This window comes from Pseudomonas brassicacearum, from assembly GCF_009601685.2.
Lineage (GTDB): Bacteria > Pseudomonadota > Gammaproteobacteria > Pseudomonadales > Pseudomonadaceae > Aquipseudomonas > Aquipseudomonas kilonensis_B.
In genome coordinates this window covers 2839799-2865341 of record NZ_CP045701.2, presented here as the reverse complement: position 1 = coordinate 2865341, position 25543 = coordinate 2839799, and the positions used below count along the sequence as shown (strand labels likewise).

The 25543-nt window shown below is 62.1% G+C and carries 25 protein-coding genes; 11 read left to right on the top strand and 14 right to left on the bottom strand.

The genetic code is table 11. The features are described from left to right. The first annotated feature begins 2 nt into the window (after window positions 1-2). The 4 genes from GFU70_RS12520 to GFU70_RS12505 are packed head-to-tail and all read left to right on the top strand — an operon-like array spanning window position 3 to window position 3790. Window positions 3-1250: an NAD(P)/FAD-dependent oxidoreductase gene (locus tag GFU70_RS12520; protein ID WP_058544434.1), complete on the top strand. Its 1248-nt coding sequence runs from the start codon at window positions 3-5 to the stop codon at window positions 1248-1250. Next, a complete protein-coding gene (locus GFU70_RS12515; protein WP_058544458.1) occupies window positions 1247-2071 on the top strand; it encodes a DUF1365 domain-containing protein in 825 nt (274 codons plus the stop codon). Before GFU70_RS12520 ends, GFU70_RS12515 begins: the two co-directional genes overlap by 4 nt. Continuing rightward, the gene (locus tag GFU70_RS12510; protein WP_058544435.1) at window positions 2034-3302 is read left to right on the top strand and encodes an SAM-dependent methyltransferase; all 1269 of its coding nucleotides are present in this window, start codon (window positions 2034-2036) and stop codon (window positions 3300-3302) included. The genes GFU70_RS12515 and GFU70_RS12510 overlap by 38 nt, the downstream gene beginning before the upstream one ends. Next, window positions 3302-3790, top strand: coding sequence for a DUF2878 domain-containing protein (locus GFU70_RS12505; protein ID WP_058544436.1), 489 nt, complete (start codon window positions 3302-3304; stop codon window positions 3788-3790). Before GFU70_RS12510 ends, GFU70_RS12505 begins: the two co-directional genes overlap by 1 nt. Before the next feature lie 46 nt (window positions 3791-3836). Here the strand turns inward: GFU70_RS12505 and GFU70_RS12500 are convergent, their stop codons facing one another. The 4 genes from GFU70_RS12500 to GFU70_RS12485 all read right to left on the bottom strand — a co-directional run bounded on the left by GFU70_RS12500 (window position 3837) and on the right by GFU70_RS12485 (window position 5822). Beyond that, the gene (locus GFU70_RS12500) at window positions 3837-4142 is read right to left on the bottom strand and encodes a DUF6482 family protein (RefSeq protein ID WP_116642357.1); all 306 of its coding nucleotides are present in this window, start codon (window positions 4140-4142) and stop codon (window positions 3837-3839) included. Further along, entirely contained in the window at window positions 4139-4663 is a 525-nt protein-coding gene (locus GFU70_RS12495) for a DUF3833 domain-containing protein (RefSeq protein WP_217501395.1), read from the bottom strand. The genes GFU70_RS12500 and GFU70_RS12495 overlap by 4 nt, the downstream gene beginning before the upstream one ends. 11 nt (window positions 4664-4674) lie before the next feature. Continuing rightward, on the bottom strand, window positions 4675-5241 hold the full coding sequence (locus tag GFU70_RS12490) for a chalcone isomerase family protein (RefSeq protein ID WP_116642359.1): 567 nt from the start codon (window positions 5239-5241) through the stop codon (window positions 4675-4677). A 122-nt stretch (window positions 5242-5363) separates the two neighbouring features. Then, on the bottom strand, window positions 5364-5822 hold the full coding sequence (locus GFU70_RS12485; RefSeq protein ID WP_153388131.1) for a metallophosphoesterase family protein: 459 nt from the start codon (window positions 5820-5822) through the stop codon (window positions 5364-5366). Between the two features lie 127 nt (window positions 5823-5949). Here GFU70_RS12485 and GFU70_RS12480 point away from each other — a divergent pair, with 127 nt between their 5' ends. From GFU70_RS12480 to GFU70_RS12470, 3 genes are all read left to right on the top strand, one after another. Further along, on the top strand, window positions 5950-7518 hold the full coding sequence (locus GFU70_RS12480; RefSeq protein WP_153388130.1) for a sensor domain-containing diguanylate cyclase: 1569 nt from the start codon (window positions 5950-5952) through the stop codon (window positions 7516-7518). A 118-nt stretch (window positions 7519-7636) separates the two neighbouring features. Then, window positions 7637-9637 (top strand): peptidase U32 family protein, encoded by a 2001-nt coding sequence (locus tag GFU70_RS12475; RefSeq protein ID WP_153388129.1) that lies wholly within the window; start codon window positions 7637-7639, stop codon window positions 9635-9637. A gap of 224 nt (window positions 9638-9861) precedes the next feature. Then, window positions 9862-11601: a dipeptidase gene (locus GFU70_RS12470; RefSeq protein WP_153388128.1), complete on the top strand. Its 1740-nt coding sequence runs from the start codon at window positions 9862-9864 to the stop codon at window positions 11599-11601. 262 nt (window positions 11602-11863) lie between these two features. On the opposite strand, the gene GFU70_RS12465 is transcribed toward GFU70_RS12470, so the two are convergent. After that, window positions 11864-12091, bottom strand: coding sequence for a DUF3079 domain-containing protein (locus GFU70_RS12465; RefSeq protein WP_116642362.1), 228 nt, complete (start codon window positions 12089-12091; stop codon window positions 11864-11866). Between the two features lie 203 nt (window positions 12092-12294). Here GFU70_RS12465 and GFU70_RS12460 point away from each other — a divergent pair, with 203 nt between their 5' ends. From GFU70_RS12460 to GFU70_RS12445, 4 genes are read left to right on the top strand one after another with little or no spacing between them, the layout of a single operon-like run. Next, window positions 12295-12825: an iron transporter gene (locus GFU70_RS12460; RefSeq protein WP_153388127.1), complete on the top strand. Its 531-nt coding sequence runs from the start codon at window positions 12295-12297 to the stop codon at window positions 12823-12825. Window positions 12826-12827: 2 nt separating this feature from the next. Then, on the top strand, window positions 12828-13172 hold the full coding sequence (locus tag GFU70_RS12455) for a cupredoxin domain-containing protein (RefSeq protein ID WP_153388126.1): 345 nt from the start codon (window positions 12828-12830) through the stop codon (window positions 13170-13172). Window positions 13173-13194: 22 nt separating this feature from the next. After that, window positions 13195-14049 (top strand): FTR1 family iron permease, encoded by an 855-nt coding sequence (locus GFU70_RS12450; RefSeq protein WP_116642365.1) that lies wholly within the window; start codon window positions 13195-13197, stop codon window positions 14047-14049. Then, window positions 14037-15404 (top strand): 4Fe-4S binding protein, encoded by a 1368-nt coding sequence (locus GFU70_RS12445; protein ID WP_153388125.1) that lies wholly within the window; start codon window positions 14037-14039, stop codon window positions 15402-15404. Before GFU70_RS12450 ends, GFU70_RS12445 begins: the two co-directional genes overlap by 13 nt. A gap of 188 nt (window positions 15405-15592) precedes the next feature. Here the strand turns inward: GFU70_RS12445 and GFU70_RS12440 are convergent, their stop codons facing one another. The 9 genes from GFU70_RS12440 to narH all read right to left on the bottom strand — a co-directional run bounded on the left by GFU70_RS12440 (window position 15593) and on the right by narH (window position 25542). After that, window positions 15593-17212 carry a methyl-accepting chemotaxis protein gene (locus GFU70_RS12440; RefSeq protein ID WP_153388124.1) on the bottom strand — a complete coding sequence of 540 codons (1620 nt, stop codon included), beginning with the start codon at window positions 17210-17212 and terminating at the stop codon, window positions 15593-15595. A gap of 112 nt (window positions 17213-17324) precedes the next feature. After that, on the bottom strand, window positions 17325-18020 hold the full coding sequence (locus tag GFU70_RS12435) for an anaerobic ribonucleoside-triphosphate reductase activating protein (protein ID WP_153388123.1): 696 nt from the start codon (window positions 18018-18020) through the stop codon (window positions 17325-17327). Continuing rightward, entirely contained in the window at window positions 18017-18178 is a 162-nt protein-coding gene (gene nrdD / locus GFU70_RS12430; RefSeq protein ID WP_058544450.1) for an anaerobic ribonucleoside-triphosphate reductase, read from the bottom strand. The genes GFU70_RS12435 and nrdD overlap by 4 nt, the downstream gene beginning before the upstream one ends. Window positions 18179-18209: 31 nt before the next feature. Further along, window positions 18210-20225: a ribonucleoside triphosphate reductase gene (locus tag GFU70_RS12425; RefSeq protein WP_153388122.1), complete on the bottom strand. Its 2016-nt coding sequence runs from the start codon at window positions 20223-20225 to the stop codon at window positions 18210-18212. Between the two features lie 350 nt (window positions 20226-20575). Beyond that, window positions 20576-21568, bottom strand: coding sequence for a GTP 3',8-cyclase MoaA (gene moaA / locus GFU70_RS12420; RefSeq protein WP_058544452.1), 993 nt, complete (start codon window positions 21566-21568; stop codon window positions 20576-20578). Window positions 21569-21593: 25 nt separating this feature from the next. Continuing rightward, entirely contained in the window at window positions 21594-22562 is a 969-nt protein-coding gene (locus GFU70_RS12415) for a peptidylprolyl isomerase (RefSeq protein WP_153388121.1), read from the bottom strand. Window positions 22563-22572: 10 nt separating this feature from the next. Beyond that, window positions 22573-23253 (bottom strand): respiratory nitrate reductase subunit gamma, encoded by a 681-nt coding sequence (gene narI / locus GFU70_RS12410; RefSeq protein ID WP_064106812.1) that lies wholly within the window; start codon window positions 23251-23253, stop codon window positions 22573-22575. Beyond that, window positions 23246-24001 carry a nitrate reductase molybdenum cofactor assembly chaperone gene (narJ, locus tag GFU70_RS12405; RefSeq protein ID WP_058546162.1) on the bottom strand — a complete coding sequence of 252 codons (756 nt, stop codon included), beginning with the start codon at window positions 23999-24001 and terminating at the stop codon, window positions 23246-23248. Before narJ ends, narI begins: the two co-directional genes overlap by 8 nt. Window positions 24002-24003: 2 nt before the next feature. Further along, window positions 24004-25542, bottom strand: a complete 1539-nt coding sequence (narH, locus tag GFU70_RS12400; protein ID WP_064106811.1) for a nitrate reductase subunit beta — start codon at window positions 25540-25542, stop codon at window positions 24004-24006. Window position 25543: the final 1 nt, after the last annotated feature.

The window sequence follows — 25543 nt, the reverse complement described above, 5'->3', positions numbered from 1 at the left end:
GCATGCGCATCGCGATCATCGGCAGCGGCATTTCCGGGCTGACATGTGCTTACCTGTTGGCCCGCAGGCACCAGATTACCCTGTTCGAAGCCGACGACAGGATCGGTGGCCATACCCACACCGTGGATGTCGATTGGCAGGGGCAGCGCTATGGCGTAGACACAGGCTTCATTGTGTACAACGACTGGACCTACCCGAATTTCATCCGTCTGCTGGACCAGTTGGGCGTCGTGTCTCGCCCCACTGAAATGAGCTTCTCGGTGCATGATCCGGCCACCGGCCAGGAGTATAAGGGCCACACCCTGCGCAGCCTGTTCGCCCGCCGCCGCAATCTGTTTTCGCCCGGGTTCTGGGGCATGCTATGGGACATACTCAGGTTCAATCGGCAGGCCACCGCCGACCTGGAGGCGCAGCGCATCGACCGCAGCGCCCGGCTCGGCGACTACCTGCACAGCCAAGGGTATAGCCAGCGTTTCATCGATCACTACATCGTCCCCATGGGCGCAGCAATCTGGTCGATGTCCCCCGCCGGGATGCTGGAATTCCCGCTCGAGTTCTTTGTGCGCTTTTGCCACAACCACGGCCTCATGTCGGTCAATCAGCGCCCCCAATGGCGAGTGATCGCAGGCGGCTCACGTGGTTACATCGAGCCTTTGTGCGCTTCCTTTCGCGAACACATCCGGCTCAACTGCGCAGTGCAGTGTGTGAGTCGCAACATTGCCGGGGTAAGCGTGACCAGCAGCGCTGGCACCGAGCATTTCGACAAGGTGGTGTTCGCCTGCCACAGCGACCAGGCCCTTGCCCTGCTCGAGGCGCCGAGCATGGCAGAGCGTGAGGTACTCGGCGCCCTGGCCTACGCCAGCAATGAAGTGCTGCTGCACACCGACACCCGCCTGCTTCCCCAGCGACCCCAGGCCTGGGCGAGCTGGAACTATCGCCTCGGCGGCCCTGCGCAAGCACCTGCCGCGGTGACCTACAACATGAACCTGCTCCAGGGCCTGGACGCCCCGGTGACCTTCTGCGTAAGCCTCAACCAGAGCGACGCGGTCGATCCGGCCAAGGTGCTTGCGCGCTTCGATTATGCGCATCCCCAGTACAGCCTCGCCGCCATTGCCGCCCAGGCCCGCCAAGGTGATCTGCAAGGGCATCAGCACAGCTACTTCTGCGGCGCCTACTGGGCCAACGGCTTCCATGAGGATGGCGTGGTCAGTGCGCTCGACGTGGCCAAGCATTTCGGAGAACAGCTTTGAACAGCAGTGTGTGTCGAGGCTGGATCGATCATCGGCGCCATACGCCGCGAATCCACGCCTTCCGCTATCGGATCGGCATGCTTTACGTGGACCTCGCCGAACAGGAACACATGCTGGGGTTGTCACGCCTGCTGCGGCCCTGGTCCTGGGCCCCCCTGTGCTGGCGCGAGCGCGACTACCTGCCATCGCACACCCGCCGTGGGGTTCCCTTGGTCGATGCCGTGCGCCAAGTCCTCGACGAAGCCCTGGGTGCCGCTCCCCAAGGGGCAATTCACCTGCTGACTCAACCGCGCAGTTGGGGCCTGTCGTTCAACCCGGTGAGCTTCTATTTCTGCCATGAAGCCAACGGGCGCCTGGGGGCGATCCTCTGTGAAGTGCGCAACACCCCATGGCGCGAGCGCTATCACTACGTATTGCCGGTGCCTCCTGGCGAGTCCTGTGCCTTCAGGGTGGCCAAGGCGTTTCACGTATCGCCGTTCCTGCCCCGGGATATGGACTATCACATGGGGTTCCTGGTCCAGGACACGCACATCCGCATACGCATGGAGAACTGGCGCGACGGCCACAAGGTGTTCGAGGCCGACCTGGCGCTCAAGCGCCAACCCCTCGACGCCTCCTCGCTGCGCCGACATGTCCTGGCCTTCCCCTGGATGAGCCTGCGCACCGTAAGCGCCATTTACTGGCAGGCCCTGCGCCTGCTTTTCAAACGCACGCCCCTCTACGCCCACCAGGCCAGCGAAGACGGCCTGAGCCTGGGTCAAACCGCCCACAAGGATCCCGATCATGCCCGAACCGACCCTGAGCGCTACCAAGGCTGGTAGTTGCGACCTCTCTAACGGAGGCTTTTTCAAGCAAGCCGTGCTGGGTCAGTTGCGCCGCCTGCGTCACGGCCACCTGCGGCTGCTACTCAATGGCGAGCCATTGAGCTTCGGCGACCTGGCCAGCCCCTTGATGGCCGAGGTCGAGATCCTCGACGACGCGGTATGGGGCATGGTTGCCTGCAACGGTTCCATCGGCGCTGGCGAGGCGTATGTCCACGGCTATTGGCGCAGCGGCGACCTGACGGCCGTGACGCGCCTGTTCGTTGCCAACCTGGATGTGCTCGATGCCATGGACAGCGGCCTGGCACGCATCGGCCGCCCGCTGTTGCGCTGGCTGCACTGGCTCAACCGCAACAGCCGACGGGGTTCGCGGCGCAATATCATTGCCCATTACGACTTGGGCAATGCGCTGTTCGAGCGCCTGCTCGACCCCACCATGATGTATTCAGCCGCCCTCTTCGAAAGCCCGGAACAGAGCCTGGAAGAGGCCCAACTCAACAAGCTCGCCCGTATCTGCCGCAAACTCGACCTGCGTCCCAGCGACCATTTGCTGGAGATCGGCACGGGCTGGGGCAGCCTCGCCATTTACGCAGCCAGCCATTATGGCTGCAAGGTGACCACCACCACGCTGTCCCTGGAGCAATACACCCACACCCGTCGGCGTGTCGAAGAATTGGGCTTGCAACAGCAGGTTCAGGTGTTGCGCAAGGACTACCGTGACTTGCAAGGACGCTACGACAAGCTGGTGTCCATTGAAATGATCGAAGCCGTCGGGCATCGCTATCTGCCCGAGTACTTCCGGCGCTGCGCCGCGCTGCTCAAGGACGACGGGCTGATGCTGCTGCAATCGATCACCATCCGCGACCAGCGATATGAGCAAGCCCGACGCTCGGTGGACTTTATCCAGCGGCATGTTTTTCCCGGTGGCGCGTTACCGTCACTGTCGATCCTGCTCAAGACTGCCAGCACCCAGACGCCGCTCAACCTCCTGCATCTCGAGGATTTCGGCGCGCACTACGCCCGCACACTGCGGCACTGGCACGACAACTTTCGCCAATCGCACCAGGCATTGGCGCAGTTGGGCTACGACGAAACCTTCCAGCGCCTGTGGGAGTTCTACCTGTGTTACTGCGAAGGTGGGTTCATCGAGCGTGCGATCGGCGTGGCCCAACTGCTCTTCGCCGGGCCCGGCGCTCGTCGACCCGCCCTGCTGGAGTACCAGGATACGTGATGAGCCGCACCGGCCTGATCGTCAATGCCCTCTGGTTGCAACTGGGTTGGTGGGGCTGTGTGCTCGGGGCACAGGATCCGTGGTGGCTGTTGCTGGTAGTCATCGGGTTGCTCGCCCACCTGTGGCTGTGCCCGGCTCCCCGGGCAGAGCTGTTTGCGGTGATGCGTGTCGGGCTCAGTGGCATGCTGCTGGACTGGAGCCTGGGCGCGCAAGGCTTGTTCATATTCAAGCAAACCCCACTGCCGCTCTGGCTGGCACTGCTCTGGCTGGTGTTTGCCACCGGCCTGCGTCATAGCCTGGCCTGGGCCATGCGGCCGGTATGGCGTGGTGTATTGCTGGGCTTGGTCGGCGGCCCGCTGGCCTATTGCGTGGGGGCGCCGCTGGCGGGTGTCGCCTTGCCGCTGGGGGTCGTTGGCACCGCCCTGTTCCTGGCACCGCTCTGGGCGCTATGGCTCCCCCTGGCGCTGCGCCTGGCCGATCCGAACTGAACTGAGCTGAGCTGAGCTGAGCTGAACTCGCCCCAGAACGCCGTCGCTACCAGGGCTCGTCGAGGAAAAGTGGCATGCGCAACGGCTCGATCGGCCCCTCGCGCTGGCCGCACATCTCATCATGGACAACGTATTGCACCAGCGTGCAGGGCAGCCGCGGGACGAAACGCAGCAGCTCACGCAAATGGGTGGTGGAACGAATGTGCAAAGTCTTTCCCGACTCATCGAGCAATGTACGCAGGCCACCATCCAGCCGGACACGCAGTACGTAGATGCCGCCCTCCAGCGACAACAACTCCAATTCATGGATCCGCCCGTCGATGGCCAACTCCGTAAGCGCCTGCAAGTTCATGGCAAGCTCACGGCCTGACGACGGAAAAACAGGGTCACCTGCCCCAACTCGACACCCAGCTTGCTCATGCTGGAGCGGTTGATCAGCGTGTCCTCGTCCATCAAGTACATCCAGTCATCAAAGTCCACCTCATAGGTCGAGCCATCGACCGGCAGGTTCAACCGATAACGCCAGCGCAGCGCATTGCCGGCCACTTCTCCTCGCGCCTGGCCGATCACATCGTCAGCGCGACCGCGCCACAGGCCCGGGCCCTCGGGGGTCAACGTCCAGACCCGTCGCTGACGGCTGCCGTCGCTATAGAGAAAGCGCTCATCGAGGATCAGGTTCTCTCCCTCGTGACGGCTGGAAATGTCCACCTCAAAGCGCTTGATTACCTCCCCCGAGCGCTTTTGATAGATCCCCCAGGCCTTGACGGGATGGCTGAAAAAACGCTCCAGATCCAGTCGGGGTTGCTGGTCGGCATAACGTTCGACATTTACATTCCCGCAACTGGTCAGGCCCAGTACCAGCAGCAATGCCATCAAAAAATGCCTCACTGTTTTTCTCTCCTTTCACTTGAGATTTGGATTCCAAGCAATTGATTTCTAAGCTCAGGCTCTCGAGTACGAGGATCGAGCCAGATGGCAAAAAAAGCCCGGGCGAATAGCGGGTCCATGACCGCCAGAGACAGTTTTTCACCCACATAGAAACGACAGCCCTGCCCCGGCAGGTACAGGCCAGTGATACGACTTCCGGGCTTCACATCAATAAAGGCACGGCGCATTTGAGCGCCCCACTCGTCCCGGCGCTTGGCGTCCAGGGGCGCAGCGTTGAGACGCTGCATTTCCTTCAGGCTCGTTTCGACCAAAGACTCTTTGTCGATGGCGCGTCGGTAGTTGAGTTCCAGGGCAAACGCCGTTTCCAGGCTTGGCGCAGCGGCCGCACTCCAGAGCCTGGCCTGATAGATATCGAACCCATACCAGTGGAAATCGGCTTGCCCGACCAGGCGCGTGCCTGGCAATGCGCCGCGCCAGTCCGACAAGGCTTGGGGGCAATAAAGCGTAACCATGCAAAGCGCCATGGCGACCAGGCTTTTGCTGAGCGCGAACGACCGGGCCATGAGAACGGTATCCGTTTATCAAGGGAGTCCTGATAATTGTACAAGAACTTAGATTTGTACAGCTTTTTGAGAAAACATCGTTTGGAGGGCCGTCGACACGTATCGCAAGTAAACCGTGTTCATCATGGGAGCAGCGGCACGATCCGCGGCTCGATCGCCTGGTCACTCACCTCGAGCAGCGCCAGCGTCACCGGCAGCTTGAACCGTCGGCGGCCGGCGCTGCCGGGGTTTAGATAGAGGCGCTCGCCCCGCCATTGGATCGATGGTTTATGGGAGTGGCCGGTGATCACTAGCCTTACGCTGCAGTCAAGCGACGCGGGCACGTCCGTGATGTCATGGACCAGCAATACCTGCCATCCGCCCAGGTCGAATTGCAGGCAATCGACAAGGTGTTTCGCCCAATCGGCTTCCAGATCGTTGTTTCCGCGCACCATGTGCAGCTCGCCAATGGCGGCCAGCGCGCAGAGGATCTCCGGGCTGCCGATATCGCCAGCATGGATGATCCGCTCACACCCCTGCAATGCTGCCAGCGCCTCCGGGCGGCGCAGACCGTGGGTGTCGGAAATGACGCCAACTTTCATGAAACCTTTCTCCCCAATCGTGTGTCGCCGGTTATACCCACCTCGTCGCAGCGAGCTAACGTGCTGAAATCGAATAGGATAGGCTGCGCATCAATAGTGCGCAGACCCGTCGTAAAAGGAAATGTTGATGCTCGGACGCAAACGGCCAGAGCCAGAGATTGAAAACCCTGATGAGGCCTTTTCTCCCCAGAGCACACGGGCTGGAGCGGCATTGCGACTGACCGTGAGTTTCATGCTGGTGGTCATCATCGCGTTTCTGGCTGTCGAAGGCTGGCGCACCTGGCGCGATTACCGCGCGGCCTTTTCGGCCGCCCAGGATTCGGTGACGAACCTGGCACGGGCGACGGCCCAGCACGCCGAAGATACCATTCGACAAGTGGATGTGGTCACCGCTGCCCTCAGTGAACGGGTGGAGGGCGATGGCCTGCAGAACATGGACGTTGCGCGCATCCATAAGCTATTGGTGCAACAGGCGGCCATCATGCCGCAATTGCACGGGTTGTTTATCTATGGCCCGGACGGCGAATGGCTGGTAACGGACAAGAAAATCTTTCCGGAAACGGCGAACAACGCCGACCGCGACTACTTCCAATATCACCGTACCCATGAGGACCGCGGCGTGCACATCGGCGCAGTGATCAGGAGTCGATCCACCAACGACCTGATCATCCCTGTGTCCCGTCGCTTGAACAATCCCGACGGCTCGTTCGCCGGTGTACTGCTCGGAACGGTCAAGGTCAGCTATTTCGTCGACTACTACGGCGACTTCAAAATCGACGACAAGGGTGCGCTGGTACTGGCCACACGCAGCGGGACCATCCTGGTACGCCGCCCCTTCGTCGAATCCGTGATCGGCAAGAGCCTGGTCAACAGCGTGATCTTCAGGAACTACCTGCCCACGTCGAACCAGGGCATCGCCGAGGCCAGGGCCGTGATCGACGACACCGAACGCCTGTATGGCTATCGGGCCCTGACCACCTACCCGCTGGTCGTAGAAGCCGGGTTGTCGCGCGAGTCCATCATCGCCCCGTGGCGGCGTGACCTGTTCAAGACCAGCATGGTGCTGATTTTCCTGATCGTGATCCTCGTCGGCTTCGGGCTCATCGTGCTGAGCCAGTTGCGCCACCGGATGACCATGGAAAAGCAGATTCGCAGTGCCCACCAGACCATGCGCGACATGGCGCTGACCGACAGCCTGACCGGGCTGGGCAACCGCAGGCGGCTGGACATCGCGTTGGCCGACGAGATTCGCCTGGCCAAGCGTCATGGTTCTTCCCTGGCGTTGATCATGCTTGACGTCGATTACTTCAAACGTTTCAACGACAGATACGGTCACGCTGCCGGCGACGAATGCCTGCGCGCGATTGCCGCCGCGGTCAGGCAGACCATCAAAAGGCCGGGCGACCTGGCGGTCCGCTATGGCGGTGAAGAGTTCACCGTGTTGCTACCCAACACTGACAGCGCCGGTGCCACCAAGGTCGCGCAGCAAATCCTCGAAGCCGTCAGGGCCCTGACCATCGAACATGGCGATCATCCCTTGGGAATAGTGACCATCAGCGCGGGCATCACCACCAGCCAGCCGAGCGGCGAGGACGTCACCCCGGCCATGCTGATCAAGGCTGCGGACGCCTTTTTGTACCTGGCCAAGAACACCGGGCGCAACCGTTGGTGCAGCGTCGGCTCGACGTCTGGGTGAACCCTGCGGGACCGCCGCGTATCGGTCAGGGTCGTGCAAACCCAAGTCCACAGGTGCCTGCAAGGCGCCTGACGGCTACAATGGTCGCTTCGACCGTGACCAGCCTGACTAAAAACAAATGTCCTTGCCCAAACATCATCTGGAATTGCTCAGCCCCGCCCGCGACGTGACCATCGCCCGCGAGGCCATCCTGCATGGCGCCGACGCCGTGTACATCGGTGGCCCGAGTTTCGGCGCGCGTCACAACGCTTGCAACGAAGTGGGCGATATTGCCCGGCTGGTGGAGTTCGCCCATCGCTACCACGCCCGTGTGTTCACGACCATCAACACCATCCTGCACGACAACGAGCTGGAGCCGGCCCGCCAACTGATCCACCAGTTGTACGATGCCGGCGTCGATGCGCTGATCGTCCAGGACCTGGGGGTGATGGAGCTGGATATTCCGCCCATCGAGCTGCACGCCAGCACCCAGACCGACATTCGCACCCTGGCCCGGGCAAAATTCCTCGACCAGGCCGGTTTCTCGCAACTGGTCTTGGCCCGTGAGCTGAACCTGCAGGAAATCCGCGCCATCGCCGACGAGACCGACGCGGCCATCGAGTTCTTTATCCATGGCGCGCTGTGCGTGGCGTTTTCCGGCCAGTGCAACATCTCCCACGCCCAGAACGGCCGCAGCGCCAACCGTGGCGACTGCTCCCAGGCCTGTCGCCTGCCCTACACCCTCAAGGACGACCAGGGCCGGGTGGTCGCCTACGAAAAACACCTGCTGTCGATGAAAGACAACAACCAGAGCGCCAACATCCGCGCCCTGGTCGAAGCCGGCGTGCGTTCGTTCAAGATCGAAGGGCGCTACAAGGACATGGGCTATGTGAAGAACATCACCGCCTATTATCGCCAGCGCCTGGACGATGTCCTCGAAGACCGTCCGGACCTGGCCCGCGCGTCCAGCGGCCGCACCGCGCACTTCTTCGTCCCCGACCCGGACAAGACCTTCCATCGAGGCAGCACCGACTATTTCGTCAGCGAACGCAAGATCGACATTGGCGCCTTCGATTCGCCGACCTTTACCGGCGTGCCGGTGGGCGTGGTGGAAAAAGTCGGCAAGCGCGACCTGCAAGTGGTGACCTTCGATCCACTGTCCAACGGCGACGGCCTCAATGTGCTGGTCAAGCGTGAAGTCGTCGGTTTCCGCGCCAACATCGCCGAGCCCAAGGGTGAGTTCGAAGAGGACGGCCAGAAGCGATACCGCTACCGCGTCGAACCCAACGAGATGCCGGCCGGCATGTACCAGTTGCGCCCCAACCATCCGTTGAGCCGCAACCTGGACCACAACTGGCAGCAGGCGCTGCTCAAGACTTCCTCCGAACGCCGTGTCGGCCTGGCCTGGGTGGCACGCCTGCGCGAAGAGCGCCTGGAACTGACCGCCACCAGCGAGGAAGGCATCAGCGCCATCGTCGCCCTGGACGGACCGTTCGGCCAGGCCAACAAGCCGGAGCAGGCCCTGGAGCAACTGCACGACCTGCTCGGCCAGCTGGGCACCACCGAATACCACGCCACCGCCATCGAGCTGGATGCGCCCCAGGCGTTCTTCGTCCCCAACTCGCAGCTCAAGGCCTTGCGCCGCGAAGCCATCGAAGCCCTGACCGCCGCCCGCATCAAAGCCCACCCACGCGGTGGCCGCAAGGCCGAGACCAGTCCGCCACCGGTATACCCGGAGTCGCACCTGTCGTTCCTGGCCAACGTCTACAACCAGAAGGCCCGGGATTTTTATCACCGTCACGGCGTCAAGCTGATCGACGCGGCGTTCGAGGCCCACGAGGAAACCGGTGAAGTGCCGGTGATGATCACCAAGCACTGCCTGCGCTTCTCGTTCAACCTGTGCCCCAAGCAGGCCAAGGGCGTCACCGGCGTGCGCACCAAGGTGGCACCGATGCAGCTGATACACGGCGATGAAGTGCTGACGCTGAAGTTCGACTGCAAGCCCTGCGAGATGCATGTGGTGGGCAAGATCAAGGGGCACATCCTGGACTTGCCATTGCCCGGCAGCACGGCGCAGCCGGTGGTCGGCCACATCAGCCCTGAGGACCTGCTCAAGACGATCCCACGCGCGCCGCATTGAGCCCATACCCAGCCCTGCCCCTGTGGGAGCAAACTTGCTCCCACATGGGTTCTCGGGTGTTTGATGGCCCTGCGCCATTTTTCATTTCTGCGCCGTTTTTGCTTCGCTGTGCGACAGATTTCCCCGCAAGACTCCCCTGCCCCGCGCTCGCCTGTTAGGTTGTAAATGTTTGTGTCATCAAATCAGACACTTCCCTCCTACAGCCTGCAAAGGAATGCCCAGCAATGGATTTCTCGCTCAAACACCTGGCCGTGACCACCCTGCTACTGTCCAGCCTCGCTTCGATCACCACACCAGCATTCGCCAACATCACCGCCCAGCAGGGCGCAGCCATCGTCAAAACCTTCTCCAACACCTCCGTCACCGATTTCAGGCAGTTCCTGGCAGAGGTGGCCAAGAGCGACCTGGGCAAAACCGCCAACCTCGGCCCAGCCATCAGCGCGTTCCAGGGCGACAAAGCCCTTTCGGCAGAACAGCGCAATGAAATCCATCGCCTGCTGGGCCTCTATGCCCGAGTGAAATACGGCCAAGCGGCCACTGAGACGCTGAAGGAACTGGTCGCCATCCCGACCTTTCGCAAGGACGGCGTTGCCCAGCACGAGAACCCGGAATTCCTCAAGATCGCCGACAAGATCAAAAGCCTGGCCGAGTCGTTCAACCTCAACTTCCGCAACATCGACAACCGCGTCTATGAGATTTCCCTCGAAGGCAGCGGCGACGAAGTCGTGGGCATTCACGCCCATGCCGACGTGGTGCCAGTAACCCCTGAAAACTGGGTATTGAAAGATGGCACCCGCCTCGACCCGTTCAAGGTCACCCTGGTGGGCGACCGCATGTATGGCCGCGGTACCGAGGACGACAAGAACGGTATCGTCGTGGCGCTCTATGCCATGAAAATCATCAAGGAAGAAAAACTGCCGCTGGCGCGCAACTTCAAGCTGCTGGTCGACACCACCGAGGAAACCACCGGCGACGCCATTCCCTATTATTTCGAACGCAACCCGACGCCCAACTACAACCTGGCCCTGGATGGCGGCTATCCCGTGGTGATTGCCGAGAAAGGCTACGGCACCGTCATGGCGAACTTCACCCGGCGCGCCGCACAGGGCAAGGGCGCAGAAATCACCGCGCTGACGGGCGGCCTGGCGACCAATCAGATTCCGTCGACGTCCGTTGCCACCTTCGCCAGCGACAAGCCCGCCGAACTGGCCGCCAGTCTGCTCAAGGCCGCTAGCGACTATGCCAAGCACAACGGTGGCAACTTCGAAGTGAGCACCCAGGTCGTCGGCAAGGACGTCAATCTGACCTTCACTGGCGTGTCGGCCCACTCCTCCGAGCCCGAGTCAGGCGTCAACCCGGTGGCAAGGATGCTGGACTTCATCAATGGCCTGGACGGCAAGGTCGCGCTTAAACGCAACCACATCACCGATGCAGCCCGCTACGCCGCCGACAATTGGGGCCTGGACTACCTGGGGAGCAAACTGGGCATTGGCTTTTCCGATGCTTTCATGGGCCCGCTGACCGCGTCCCTGACCTACGTCGGAATGGATGAGAAGACCTTCAAGCTGGCGGTCAACCTGCGGGTGCCAGTGGGCAAGACCACAGCAGCCCTCAAGACTGAAATCGCCGACAAACTGGCGACCTGGAGCAAGAACTCCCAGGTCGACGTAGCCTTCGATTACTCCATTGATGAGCCGATGTACCGCAACCCTGAGGGTGAATGGGTCAAGGCACTGCTGGCCGTGGCGAGTGAAAACCTGGGCATGGAACACAAGTACGGCACTTCCGCCGGCGCCACTTCGGTTCATGACTTGCCCAATGGCGTGCAGTTCGGCCTGGCCATGCCCGACGTCAAGTACACCGGCCACAACGACAACGAGTTCAAGACGGTCGAGCAGTTCCTGCTGGACTTGCAGATCGTGACCGAGATGATGGGGCGGATCGGGCAGTTGCCGAAGTTGTAAAACACCGTGGCCAGCGTTTGCCCCGCAGCGGCATAAGAGCTGTGCAGGAGCAGTGTAGGAGCTGTGTAGGAGCTGTGTAGGAGCTGTGTAGGAGCTGTGTAGGAGCTGTGTAGGAGCTGTGTAGGAGCTGTCGAGTGCAACGAGGCTGCGATCTTTCCCCAGACACTTGAATCTCAAGCGAAAGATCAAAAGATCAAAAGATCGCAGGCTTCGCCAGCTCCTACAGAGCCCAGCGGGAGTAATTTCTGGCCACAGGTTTATTTCATTCCTTCAGGTAAGTGGCGCTTGGATCGATGACCTTGGCGGTGATGTCGACCAGCTCCAGCCCCCAATCCCCATGCAGGTACCAGTCGTCCCCGATCATCTCGGCCGGGTGCATCGTACGATCGGCACCGTTGCCGCAAGCCAGCGCACTGGTCGGACAGTAACGATCACACCCCCAGCAAATGCGCTCGGGATGTTTGGGACTGATAGGAAAAGGCTTTGCCATGACGACCCCGTATGACCGATGGGTGTACCCGCACCTTACCGCTTCAGGGCACTGCCGCCCTTGATTCTGATCAACAACAGCCGCGCAGGAGCGACGCGACGTTCACTGGCAAAAAATCGCGCTAAAAATTGACAAGAATCATTATTATTCGCAGCAAAGCTTCCTAGACTCGGCGCCATCATTTAGCCAACCAGGAAGTCATCATGCGCACGCTTGCCACTCTGCCTCTCGCCCTGCTGATTCTCGCGCCACTGGCCCAGGCCAAGGAATACCCCATCGGTGAACCGCAACTGTGTCCAGGGTTGGAGGTCGGTGCGGTGTACCTGCAGCCGATTGAAATGGCCCCGGCCGGGATGATGCGACCCACGGCAGATTCCGACGTGCACCTGGAAGCCGACATCCGCGCCACGGCGGACAACCAGCAAGGCTTCCAGGAAGGCAGTTTCGTGCCCTACCTCAATGTGTCGTTCCAACTGAAGAAACAAGGCAACGACGCCGAGCTCAAGGGTGACTTCCACGCCATGGTCGCCAACGACGGTCCGCATTATGGCGACAACGTCAAGCTGCTTGGCCCTGGCAAATATCAACTGACGTTCACCCTCCTGCCGCCTGGCGGCCATGGCTCCCTCGGTCGTCATACCGACAAGGAAACCGGCGTGGCGCCATGGTTCGAACGCTGCGAACTGCATTACGAATTCGTCTACGCCGGGATCGGTAAAAAAGGCGGGTACTGAGCATGCGCCGCCGATCCTGGCCGTCATGCCTGGCCTGGCTGGCGCTGGCCGGCTTGCTGCTGCCCTCGATCGCCCTGGCCGAACTGCCGACCTACGAGCTGCGCATGCGCGACGGGCATTTCACGCCGTCGCAACTGCAAGTGCCGGCCGGGCAACGCTTCAAGATCGTGCTGAAGAACGTCGGCCAGGGCCCGGCGGAGTTCGAAAGCACGCCTTTGCGCGTCGAGAAAGTGCTCTCGCCCGGCGTCACGACCTTCGTGGTTATCCACCCGCTGCGTCCCGGGCACTATCCGTTTTTCGACGAATTCAATCCGCAACTGCCCGAGGGCGGGATTCTCGCCCAGTGATCAGTCAGCAGGAGGCATTTGCATGACTCAATCGATGTTTATTGTCTGGCGCGAAAGCGTCGAGGCGTTGTTGGTGATCGGGATTCTCCAGGCCTGGGTCAGTCGGCAGCAACAGGCCAGTCAATTGTTGCGCTATGTATGGACGGGCGCGGCGCTGGGCTTGCTTCTTTCCGGCATACTGGCCGGCCTGATCCTGCTCGCTGGCGAGGCCATGAGCGGGACGGCCAATGAATGGTTCCAGGCGTCGCTGGCACTGGTCGCCAGCCTGCTGATCGTGCAGATGGTCGGCTGGATGCATCGAAACGCGAGGACGCTCAAGCACGACCTGGCACGCCACGCCGACCAGCGCCTGAGCCGTCAGGGCGGCCTGGGGCTGTTGGTGCTGGCGTTGCTGGCAGTCAGTCGCGAGGGCAGTGAAACCGTGGTGTTCCTGTATGGCGCCGGTGCGCGCCTGCAAGGGCCGCAACTGGGCCTGTTCGCCATCGGCGCGCTGGCCGGGCTGGTGCTGTCGCTGCTGACCGTGTCCTTGCTGCACGGCAGTCGCCGGTTCATCTCCTGGCCGCGGTTCTTTGCCATCAGCGAAGCAATCCTGCTGTTGTTGGGGGCGGCGTTGCTGGTGAGCGGTATCGAGCGGGTCGGCGGACAATTGCTCGCGATGGATTGGCCCGAGGCGGTGTATCGCGGCATTGGCGACGCGCTGTGGGACAGCAGCGCGATACTCGACGACGGCCATGGTTTCGGCGGGTTCGTGGCGGATTTCACCGGCTATCGGGCCAGCCCGAGTGCGATGACATTGCTGGTGTGGCTGGGCTATTGGGGCGTCGTCGCGGGCTGGCTGCGGCCGCGCAAGGCGCAAAACCTGCCATGCCCGACTTGAACCCCTGGCTCCAACGCCTGGGCGACGGCATGCGGCGCCACGGTGCAACCATTCGTGCCGTGCAATGGGCGGTGGTGCTGTTCTACGCGGTGCTGCTAGTGGTGCCGGCCCTGCTGCCATTGCCCAGCGGCCAGGCGCGTCTGTTCGACAATCTCACGCTGCTGGCGCAGTTTCTGTTCTGGGGCCTGTGGTGGCCGTTCGTGTTGCTGTCGATCGTGTTGTTCGGGCGGCTCTGGTGTGGCGTGCTGTGCCCGGAAGGCGCCTTGAGCGAATGGGCCAGCCAGTATGGCAAGGGCCTGGGAATGCCGCGCGGGTTGCGCTGGGCTGGCTGGCCGACCTTGGCGTTCTGCCTGACCACCCTCTACGGTCAACTGATCAGCGTCTACGACTACGCCCAGGCGGCGTTGCTGATCCTGGGGGGCTCGACCGTCGCCGCGGTGATCGTCGGCCTGCTGTTCGCCCGGGGCAAGCGGGTGTGGTGCCGTTACCTGTGCCCGGTCAGCGGCGTCTTTTCCTTGCTCGCTCGCTTGGCACCGGTGCACTTTCAGGTGGACGAACGACGCTGGCTGGAAAACCCCGCACCGCGTCGCCCTCCTCCCAACTGCGCGCCCTTGCTGGACATTCGCCGTATGCGCGGCGCCGCCGATTGCCACGCCTGTGGGCGCTGCAGCGGCCAGCGCGATGCGGTGCGGCTGATTGCCCGCTCCAGCAGCGAGGAAATCCTTCACTCGACGGCTGACACCCTCTCGCCCTGGGATGTTCGCTTGCTGTTGTTCGGTGTCATCGGCCTGGCCATGGGCGCCTTCCAGTGGACTGTCAGCCCATGGTTCATTGCCCTCAAGCAAAGCCTGGCCCAATGGCTGGTCAGTCATGATTGGCTCTGGGCCCTCCAGGACAACGCGCCCTGGTGGCTGTTGACGCACTATCCGCAACTCAATGACAGTTTCAGTTGGCTCGACGGTTTTTGCATCGTCGCGTACCTGGGCCTGAGTGCGCTGCTGATAGGCACTTCGCTGATGCTGCTGATGCGCCTGGCGGCACGATTCTCGGGGGATAGCGCACAATATTGGCCCTTGGCCATCACCCTGACGCCCCTTGGCGGTGCAGGGTTGTTCCTCGGCTTGTCGGCCACCACGGTCAAACTGCTGCGCTATGAAGGACTGCTGCTGGAATGGGTACAACCGGCACGGGCCGGGTTGCTGGTAGCGGCGATAGCCTGGAGTTTGTGGCTGGGCTACCAACGCCTGCAACAGACGGATGGCTCACCGACTCAACGCCTGTCAGCCATGACATGCCTGGTCTTGGCCAGCAGTCTGGTGGGTTATGGCTGGTGGTTGCAATTCTGGGGGTGGTGATCAAGGGATTGCGGGGGTTCACAACATCCGAATTCGACACAAAACCCTGTGGGAGCGAGCTTGGCTCGCGAAGGCACCGGCACATCCAACATCACCACAAACTGACCCTCCGCCTTCGCGAGCAAGCTCCCACAGGGAGTTTTAGGTGAGCACGACTTCTGCGGGCATCTCGCCCCGCAATAAGCGATCTACACCTTGAACCGCGCCACCGTCTCATGCAGCGACCCTGCCATCTGCGCCAGGTCCTGGCCGGCGGTATCGGTATGGCGGGCGCCCAGCATGACCTGTTCGGACAGGTTGCGAATGCCCACCAGGTTGCGGTCTACCTCACGGGCCACCAAGGCCTGCTGTTCCGTGGCGCTGGCGATCATCAGGTTGCGCTCGTTGATCTGCGAGATCGAATGGGCGATTTCATCCAAAGCATCGCCGGAACGCTGGGCCACTAGCAGCGTGGCCTGCACCAGTTCGCTGTTGTTTTGCATGGAGCTCACCGCGTGCCCGCTGTCCAGCCGGATGTTACCGATCATGCCCTCGATTTCCCGAGTCGAATCCTGGGTCCGATGGGCCAGCGCCCGGACTTCATCGGCCACCACCGCAAAGCCACGTCCGGCATCGCCGGCGCGGGCGGCTTCGATGGCGGCGTTCAGTGCCAGAAGATTGGTCTGTTCGGCAATGCTGCGGATCACATCCAGCACCGAACTGATGTCCTGCACCCGCCCGGCCAACTGCTGGATTCGCCCGGAACTGTCCGTCACCCCTTCGGCCAACGCGGTAATGGAAGCCACCGTTTCCTGGACCTGTTCACGACCGCGCTGGGCCGTTTGCTCGGACACTCGCGAGGCTTCGCTGGTACTCACCGCATTGCGCGCCACTTCATCCACCGCAGCGGTCATCTGGTTCACCGCTGCGGCCGCCTGTTCGATTTCATGCCCTTGCAACTGCAAGGTACTGCTGGTCTGGCTGCTCACCGCGCTCAGTTCTTCGGAGGAACTGGCCACCCGATCCACCGAGGCCGCAATCTGCCGGACCATGCTGTTGAGGCTCTGCTGCATGTCGTGCATGTTGCTCATCACACTGTCATTGGCGCCGACGCCCACCGGCACGCGGATCGTCAGGTCGCCCTGGGCGATGAGGTTAAGCACCCGCGCCGCGTCATTGGGTTCACCGCCCAGGGGACGGGTCACGCTGCGGGTCACCAGGATCGCCACGGTCGTTACCAGGGCCAGGCAAGCCAGCACCAACGCCAACATGTTGCGCCGCGCATCGTTGTAACGTGTCTGGGCCAGATGCTCACGCTCGACGAAGACCTTGCCCTGCATCGCCATGATCGCTTCGAGACTCCTGTACACCTCGCGCTCCGCCGGAATCACCCCTTGCTTGAGCTGCGTCATCGCCTCCTGCGTCGCGCCCTGGCGGATCAACGCCTGCACCTGGACGAAAGCCGCCACATAGGCCTCGCGACGCTTCTTCAACTCGGCATAGGCGGCCTTGCCTTCAGGCTGATCGAACAGCGGTTCCAGCGTGGCGAAGGCCTGGGTAATCCGTTGCCGGGTGGCGTCGATGGATTGCTGGACCTGCGCATTGTCCTTGTCGATCAGCAAGTCCCGGGTGTTCCTGGCGTTGTCGCGCACACCCGTGGCGATCACCATGATCGGGTCGATCTTCGGCCAATCCTGCCTGACGATCTGCTCGGCCTGGTCGCGCAGCATCGCCAGGTCGCTCAAGGCGTACAGCGCCAAGGCGATCAAGGCCAGCGGCGCGATGGCAAAGCCGATAACGATGCGTTGGGCGGTGGTGAGTCTGGTCATATCAAATGCTCCCTGTTCAACTACCTGCCGGTTGGCAGCGCATTTGAAAACCTTAAAAAAAGTGTGGCCCGGTCATCCCGGGCCGCTGTCGGTCGTTCACCCCTGCGCTCGCTCAACTGCGTAAGACGAACGAGGGGAACAACTCGCGCATCGCGGCCCACAACTCAGGCTGCAAGGCTTGTGCCGAGACGCTGGAAAGATGGGGATCGAGCATCCGCGCGGTGCGCACCAGTTGCACGGCGAAACGCGTGACGCCGCGTTCGCGCAGGCGCTGGGCCAGGGTCAGCAACCGCTCGGGATCGAACAGATGCCAGTGCACCGTCGTGCGACATTCATACTCCACGCCGCTGGCCAGCAGGTGGTCGAGGCTGCGCCAGTTGGCGGTGCCGCTGCCCTCCACCCGAGTCACCTCGAGGGCATCTTCGGGCAAGGCCTTGACGTCGAAGCCCACCCAATCGGCAAGCCCGACCACTTTGGCAAAAGCCGCCGGCTTGATGCCGGCGCTGTGCAGGCCGATGCGAAAGCCCATCTGCCGCACTTCCTCCATGGCCGGCGCCAGGCCGTCCTGCAAGGTCGGCTCGCCGCCGCTGAACACCACGGCGTCGAGCAGATCCTGGCGACGTTGCAGGAACGCCAATACCCGGCACCAATCCACCTCCTCGCTGCCGCGCGGCGGGATCAGTTGCGGGTTATGGCAATAACGACAACGCCAGGCGCACCCCTGGCAAAACAATACGCACGCCAGTTGGCCCGGATAATCGAGGGTGGTCAGGGGCACCATGCCCCCGATCCGTAGCACTCGACTCATGGACGCCCGGCCGCGCGTTCGGTGAAGTGCACCCGCTCGCGATGCTCGGACTGCTTGCCTGGGTTGAAGGCCGCCACCGGGCGGTGATAACCCATCACTCGGGTCCAGACTTCGCAACGTTGACGCTGTGCCTGTGGCAGGGTTTGTGATGCGTTCATGGATGAAGCTCCTTGCGGTCGATGGATCGGATCAGTGGACGCTGCCCGCCAACTGCTGTTGCAGCAGCAAGGCCTCGTCGCATTTGGGGCAAAACTCGTGTTCGCCGGCCAGGTAGCCGTGCACCGGGCAGATGGAAAAGGTCGGCGTGATGGTCAGGTACGGCAGGCGGAAACGTCCCAAGGCCTTGCGCACCAGTTGCTTGCAGGCCTGCGTGGAGGAAATCTGCTCGGCCATGTACAGGTGCAACACGGTGCCGCCGGTGTATTTGCATTGCAGTTCGTCTTGCAGCTCCAGGGCTTCGAACGGATCCTCGGTGAAACCCACCGGCAGTTGCGACGAGTTGGTGTAGTACGGCGCAACCGGGCTGCCGGCCTGCAGGATATCCGGGTAGCGCTTGAGGTCTTCCTTGGCGAAGCGGTACGTGGTGCCCTCGGCGGGCGTGGCTTCGAGGTTGTAGAGGTGGCCGGTTTCCTCCTGGAATCGCAGCAGCGTGGCCCGCACGTGATCCAGCAGTTTCAGGGCAAATTCACGACCTTGCTCGGTATGCAGGCCTTGCTGGTCATCGGTGAAGTTGCGCAGCATTTCGTGCAGGCCATTCACGCCGATGGTGGAGAAGTGATTGCGCAAGGTGCCGAGGTAGCGCTTGGTGTAGGGATACAAGCCGGCATCCATGTGATGCTGGATGACCTTGCGCTTGACCTCCAGGCTCTCTTTCGCCAGTTCCATCAGGGTATCGATGCGTTCCAGCAACGCGCAGCTGTCGCCCTTGTACAGGTAGCCCAGGCGGGCGCAGTTGATCGTCACCACCCCCAGGGAACCGGTCTGTTCCGCCGAGCCGAACAAGCCGCCGCCGCGCTTGAGCAGCTCGCGCACGTCCAGTTGCAGGCGGCAGCACATCGACCGCACCTGGTTGGGTTGCATGTCCGAGTTGAGGAAGTTCTGGAAATACGGCAAGCCGTAGCGGGCGGTCATTTCGAACAGCCGGTCGGCGTTCTCGCTGTCCCACGGGAAGTCGTGGGTGATGTTGTAGGTCGGAATCGGGAAGGTGAACACCCGCCCTTTCGCATCGCCGGCCTGCATCACCTCGATGTAGGCGCGGTTGATCAGCTCCATTTCCGTTTGCAGGTCACCGTAGGCGAACGGCATCTCTTCGCCGCCGATGATCGGGATCTGTTCACGCAGATCCTCCGGGCAGACCCAGTCGAACGTCAGGTTGGTGAATGGCGTTTGCGTGCCCCAGCGCGACGGCACGTTGAGGTTGTAGATGAACTCCTGCAACGACTGGCGGACTTCGTCGTAGCTGAGCTGGTCCTTGCGCACATAGGGCGCCAGGTAGGTGTCGAACGAGCTGAACGCCTGGGCACCGGCCCATTCGTTTTGCAAGGTGCCGAGGAAATTCACCATCTGTCCCAGGGCACTGCTCAAATGTTTGGGCGGCCCGGCCTCGACCCGCCCCGGCACGCCGTTGAGGCCTTCGTGCAACAGCGTGCGCAACGACCAACCGGCACAGTAGCCAGCGAGCATGTCCAGATCGTGGATATGCAGGTCAGCCTCGCGGTGCGCCTCGCCGATGGCCTGGCTGTAGACCTCGTCGAGCCAGTAGTTGGCGGTGACCTTGCCCGAAACGTTGAGGATCAGCCCGCCGAGGGAATACCCCTGGTTGGCATTGGCCTGCACGCGCCAGTCTTCGCGGTCCAGGTATTCGTTCATCGACGTGGCGACTTCCACCAGCGTACGGCGATCCCGACGCAGGCGTCCGTGTTGCTCGCGATAGACGATGTAGGCACGCATGGAGAGAAAGAAACCGGCGTCCATCAGCACCCGTTCGACGCGGTCCTGGATCTGCTCGACGTTCAACCGTGTCTGCCCTTCCAACCGCGCCAACACCGCCTCCAGCAACGCCTCGGCCTCGGCTTCGGCATATTCGCCGGTGGCCTTGCCGGCGGCGATCAGCGCCTGGCGGATCTTGTCCGCATCAAAGGCGACCACACTGCCATCGCGCTTGTGCAAGCGGTTACACCCTACTGAGATCAATGTGCTCTGCATTTCGGCTCCAGACACTACATATAGGCTTTTCGAGATCTTCAAACACAATATGCAGTGGAGAGTACGGGCAAAAGGCACGGTTGCAATTGATCGACGTCAAGAATCGGGAGCAACCCACATTCAGGCGGGAAAAGTCATTCTTGCAAGCGCCGCAGATCCCTTGTGGGAGCTTGCTCGCGATAGCGGTGGATCAGTCGAGATCGATGCAGCTGGAGGGCTGTAGGAGCTGTCGAGCGAAGCGAGGCTGCGATCTTTTCGGCACCCATTGAGTCTCAAGATCAAGATCAAAAGATCGCAGCCTTCGGCAGCTCCTACAGTCCTGCGGGGGCAAGCTCCCTCGCCACAGGTGCCTACCCCCCACTCATGTTCATGAACCGCACGATCTGCACTTCCCCTCCCGGGTTGAAGTCATGGCGCAGTGGCTTGCCGCGCAATGCCTGTTGCACCGCCTGGATCACCGGCTGGTCATCCAGCGGATAACGCCGCAGCAAGCCGCGCAGGTCGAGGGAGTCCTCTTGTCCCAGGCACAACAGCAAGCGCCCTTCGACGGTCATGCGCACGCGGTTGCAACTGGCGCAGAAGTTATGGGTGTTGGGCGAAATGAAACCGATCCGGGTATCCGGATGACGCTCCAGGCGCACATAGCGCGCCGGCCCGCCGCTGCTCTCGGCGCTGTCGAGCAGGCGATGATGGCGGGCGATCTCGGCCCGTACCTCATCGCTGGAACAGAACGACTCGCCCCGGGAACGCCCGACCTCCCCCAACGGCATTTCCTCGATGAAGCTGATGTCGATGCGTTGATCGATGGCGTACTGCACCAGCGCCGGGACTTCATCGAAGTTGCGTCCCTTCATGACCACGCAGTTGAGCTTGATCCGCTCGAACCCGGCGACCTTCGCCGCTTCGATGCCGGCCAGCACCTGGTCCAGGTTGCCGTTGCGGGTGATCGCCCGAAAACGGTCGTCGTCCAGGCTGTCGAGGCTGATGTTCATGCGCTTGACCCCGGCCTCGACCAGCGGCTGGGCCAGTCGCCCCAGCTGCGAGCCGTTGCTGGTCATCACCAGTTCCCGCAGGCCGGGCAATGCCGCGATCTCGCGACACAGCCCGACGATGCCTGGACGGATCAGCGGCTCGCCACCGGTCAGGCGGATTTTCTTCACCCCCAGGCCGACGAACAGCCGCGCCAGGCGCTGCAACTCCTCCAGGGTCAACACTTGCTGACGCGGCAGGAAAGTCATGTTTTTCGCCATGCAATACACACAACGAAAATCACAACGATCGGTCACCGACATCCGCAAATAATCGATCTGGCGCCCAAATCCGTCCTGCAACACCGCGTTCATGAAGATCTCCCGATTGAGCCCGTGCTCACTGCACCAGCGGCGAGTCGGCACCCTGAAGGTGAATGCCGCGAATGTCCGCCGCACCGATCAGGGTTTGCAGGTACTGCACCAGCGCTTTTTGCCAAACACCCTGCTGCAACTGGGTACGAATCGCCGTCGCCACCGCCTCGTACGGCAATGGTTGACCATCGATTCGCTGGTCGATGCTGATCACGTGCCAGCCATAGCGACTTTCCAGCGGTTTGCCAGCCAGGCCCGCCGGCAGGGTGAACAACTGGCGCTCCAGTTCAGGCACGGTCTGGCCCTTGCTGATCTGCCCCAGCGAGCCGCCCTGTGCCTTGGATGGACACGCCGAATGCTTCAGCGCCAACTCGGCAAAACTGCCCGGGAACTGATCCAGCCGCTCCAGCAGCAGCTCGGCCTGTACATGGGCCAGGCTGCGCGCCTCGGCATCGTCCGGCGCACATTCGAGCAGGATGTGCCGCACCGCCAGCAACGGCGCGCTGTGAAAGCGCGCCCGGTTGCTTTCGTAATAACGCAGGCAGGTGGCCTCGTCGCACTGCGGCACCTGCACCTCGCGTTCGAGCAACAGCCGCGTGGCCGCTTCCTCTTCGTTTTCACCGGCACCGACCTGCAACGCCAGGCCCAGTTCGGCGATACGTTGCTGCAGCAACTCACGAATCACCAAGGCCCGTGCCGCTTGGTAAACCGCCTCCTCGCGGCTGTCCGCCGGGTGATATTGCAACTCCAGGGCCATCGCCTGCGGGGTGATCGACACCCCGTTGACGCTGATGATCGGCCACTCCTGCTCACTGCTGGCAATCAACTGTGGCGCTTCATCTTCCGCCACCGGCCCGGCCTGGGCCGGCTGGAACTGCACCGCCCCCACCGGTTCGGCATCGGCCACCGGCGCGATCACCGGTGCCGCTTTTGCCGAAGAACCGCAGCCGCCGCTGCCGCCACCACTACCGCCACATCCGCATCCACTCGCCATGATCTTCTCCTCAGAACTTCTGCCGAACGATTTGATAACGACGTCCCAGGTACCACACCGGCGCACTGACGATATGGACCAGACGAGTGAAGGGGAACAACACGAACAGGGTCAGGCCCAACACCACGTGGAGCTTGTAGACCAGGCCCACCGGCGCTATCGCGGTAGCGGCTTCAACCGGACGCAACAGCACGGTGTTCTGGGCCCAGTCGGCCAGCATCACCATCACCGAACCGTCCATGTGAGCGGTGGACGCCACGATGGTCATCAGCCCCAGCACCAGTTGCACCAGCAACACCACCAACACCAGGATGTCCGATGTACTGGAAGTGGCGCGAACCCGTGGGTCGGTCAGGCGACGGTTGAGCAGCATCACCAGGCCGATCAGGCCCAGTACGCCGAAGAAACCGCCGGAGACCATCGCCAGCAACTGCTTGTTCTCGGTGCTCAGCACATGGTGGTAGATCGCCGAGGGTGTCAGCAGGCCGACGAAGTGCCCGGCCAGCACAAACAGCACGCCAACGTGAAACAGGTTGCTGGCCACGCGCATGCCGCGCTTGTTCAGCATCTGGCTGGAACCGGCCTTCCAGGTGTACTGGGACAGATCAAAGCGTGCCCAACTGCCGAGCAGGCAAATCGCCAAGGCGACATAGGGGTAGACCCCGAACAACAACAGATCCCATTTAGACATTGCCCACCTCCCCGGCTGGCGCTGCGGCCAACCCTTCATGCTGAAAATCCACCCAGTGCAGCGGCACTGCACTTTCGTCCCGCGCCTTGCCCGGCGCGCTAGGCAGTGAACTGCAACGGTCCTGCTGTTCGGCCTTCATGAAATCCACCGCCTCTTCTTCCCAGATCTTGTCCAGGGCTTCGAGGGAGTCGTCCCGTGGTTCGGCCTTCACTTGCTCACGCAACTCGGCCACGGCCACTTGGGGCTCGGCCCCGGCGATTTGCAGCAAGGCCCGGAAGCAACTGGCGTAGGCGCTTTCACGCTCGTCCAGGCGCGCCGCGAGCAAGGCCAGCAGGTGCTCTACATCGGCCAGTCCCTCGCGGGCCTCGATGTCTTCGCGGGTGGAAAGAAACTCCAGGTACAGCGGGATGTAGTCGGGCAGTTCCTTGACGCCGATGGCGAAACCGGCCTCTTCGTACTGGGCCATCATGTCGACCATGGCCTGGCCACGGTCGCGGGATTCGCCATGGACATGTTCAAACAACAGCAGCGACAGCGAACGGCCGCGGCCGAACAGCGCACCGTAGTGTTCCTGGCCGTCCATCAGGTCCTTGCCACAGATCACCTCGAGCAGTTCGAACAGCCCGGCGCGCTGGTTGGGGCTGATTTCCCGCGTTTGGAGAATCGCTTGTTCCAGCTCATCCCGACCGGCCACCAGGGTCTCGGTCGGGTAATCGAGCAGCAACGAAATCACCTTGAGAATGCGCATGCTCATTCCTCCCACAACTGCACGGTTTTGATCACGTCGCGGCGGTTGGCCTTCTTGCCACCGAACATGTTGGTGTCGGAGCTGCCACTGCAACCGCTGCCGAAACTGAAACCACAACCGGAGCGCTCGGCGAACGCATCGCTCATGGCGTCTTCGCGGTGGGCGCTTGGCACGACGAAACGATCCTCGTAGTTGGCGATGGCCAGGTAGCGGTACATCTCTTCCACCTGGTTGACGCTCAAGCCGACGTCAGCCAGCACTTGCAGGTCCTGCACGCCGTCGACCTGCTCGGAACGCTTGTAGGCACGCATCGCCAACAGGCGCTTGAGGGCACGTTTGACCGGTTTTTCATCGCCAGCGGTGAGCATGTTCGCCAGGTAGCGCAGCGGGATGCGCAGGCTGTCGACATCCGGGATCACCCCGTTCATGCCCACGGTGCCGGCCGTGGCAGCGTTCTGGATCGGCGACAGTGGCGGCACGTACCAGACCATCGGCAAGGTGCGGTATTCCGGGTGCAGCGGCAGTGCGAGTTTCCAGTCCACGGCCATTTTGTAGACCGGCGAGCGTTGCGCCGAATCGATCACCGACTGCGGCACACCATCGGCCAGGGCCTGGCGAATCACCGCCGGGTCGTTCGGGTCGAGGAAGATCTCCAGTTGTTTCTCGTACAGGTCCTGCTCATTGGCGGTGCTCGCCACTTCGCTGATGCGATCGGCGTCATACAGCAATACGCCGAGGTAACGAATCCGGCCAACGCAGGTTTCAGCGCAGACGGTCGGCATCCCGGCCTCGATGCGTGGGTAGCAGAAGATGCATTTTTCCGACTTGCCGCTCTTCCAGTTGAAGTAGATCTTCTTGTACGGGCAGCCGCTGATGCACATGCGCCAGCCGCGGCATTTCTCCTGGTCGATCAGGACGATACCGTCCTCCTCGCGCTTGTAGATCGCCCCGCTCGGGCACGACGCCGCGCACGTCGGGTTCAGGCAGTGCTCGCACAGGCGCGGCAGGTACATCATGAAAGTGTTTTCGTACTCGCCATAGATGTCCGCCTGGATCTTGTCGAAGTTCTTGTCCTTGCGCCGCTTGGCGAATTCGGTGCCGAGGATTTCCTCCCAGTTCGGGCCCCATTCGATTTTCTCCATGCGCTTGCCGGACACCACCGAGCGTGGTCGCGCGGTGGGCTGGTGCTCGCCCAGCGGTGCGGTGTGCAGGTGCTGGTAGTCGAAGTCGAACGGCTCGTAGTAATCGTCCAGGCTTGGCAGGTCCGGGTTGGCGAAGATGTTCGCCAGCACGCGGAACTTGCCGCCGATGCGCGGGTTGATCGAACCGTCAGCGTTGCGGATCCAGCCGCCTTTCCACTTGTCCTGGTTCTCCCATTCCTTGGGATAGCCGATGCCGGGCTTGGATTCGACGTTGTTGAACCAGGCGTATTCCATGCCTTCGCGGCTGGTCCAGACGTTCTTGCAGGTAATCGAGCAGGTGTGGCAGCCGATGCATTTGTCCAGGTTCAGGACCATGCCGATTTGTGAGCGAATTTTCATC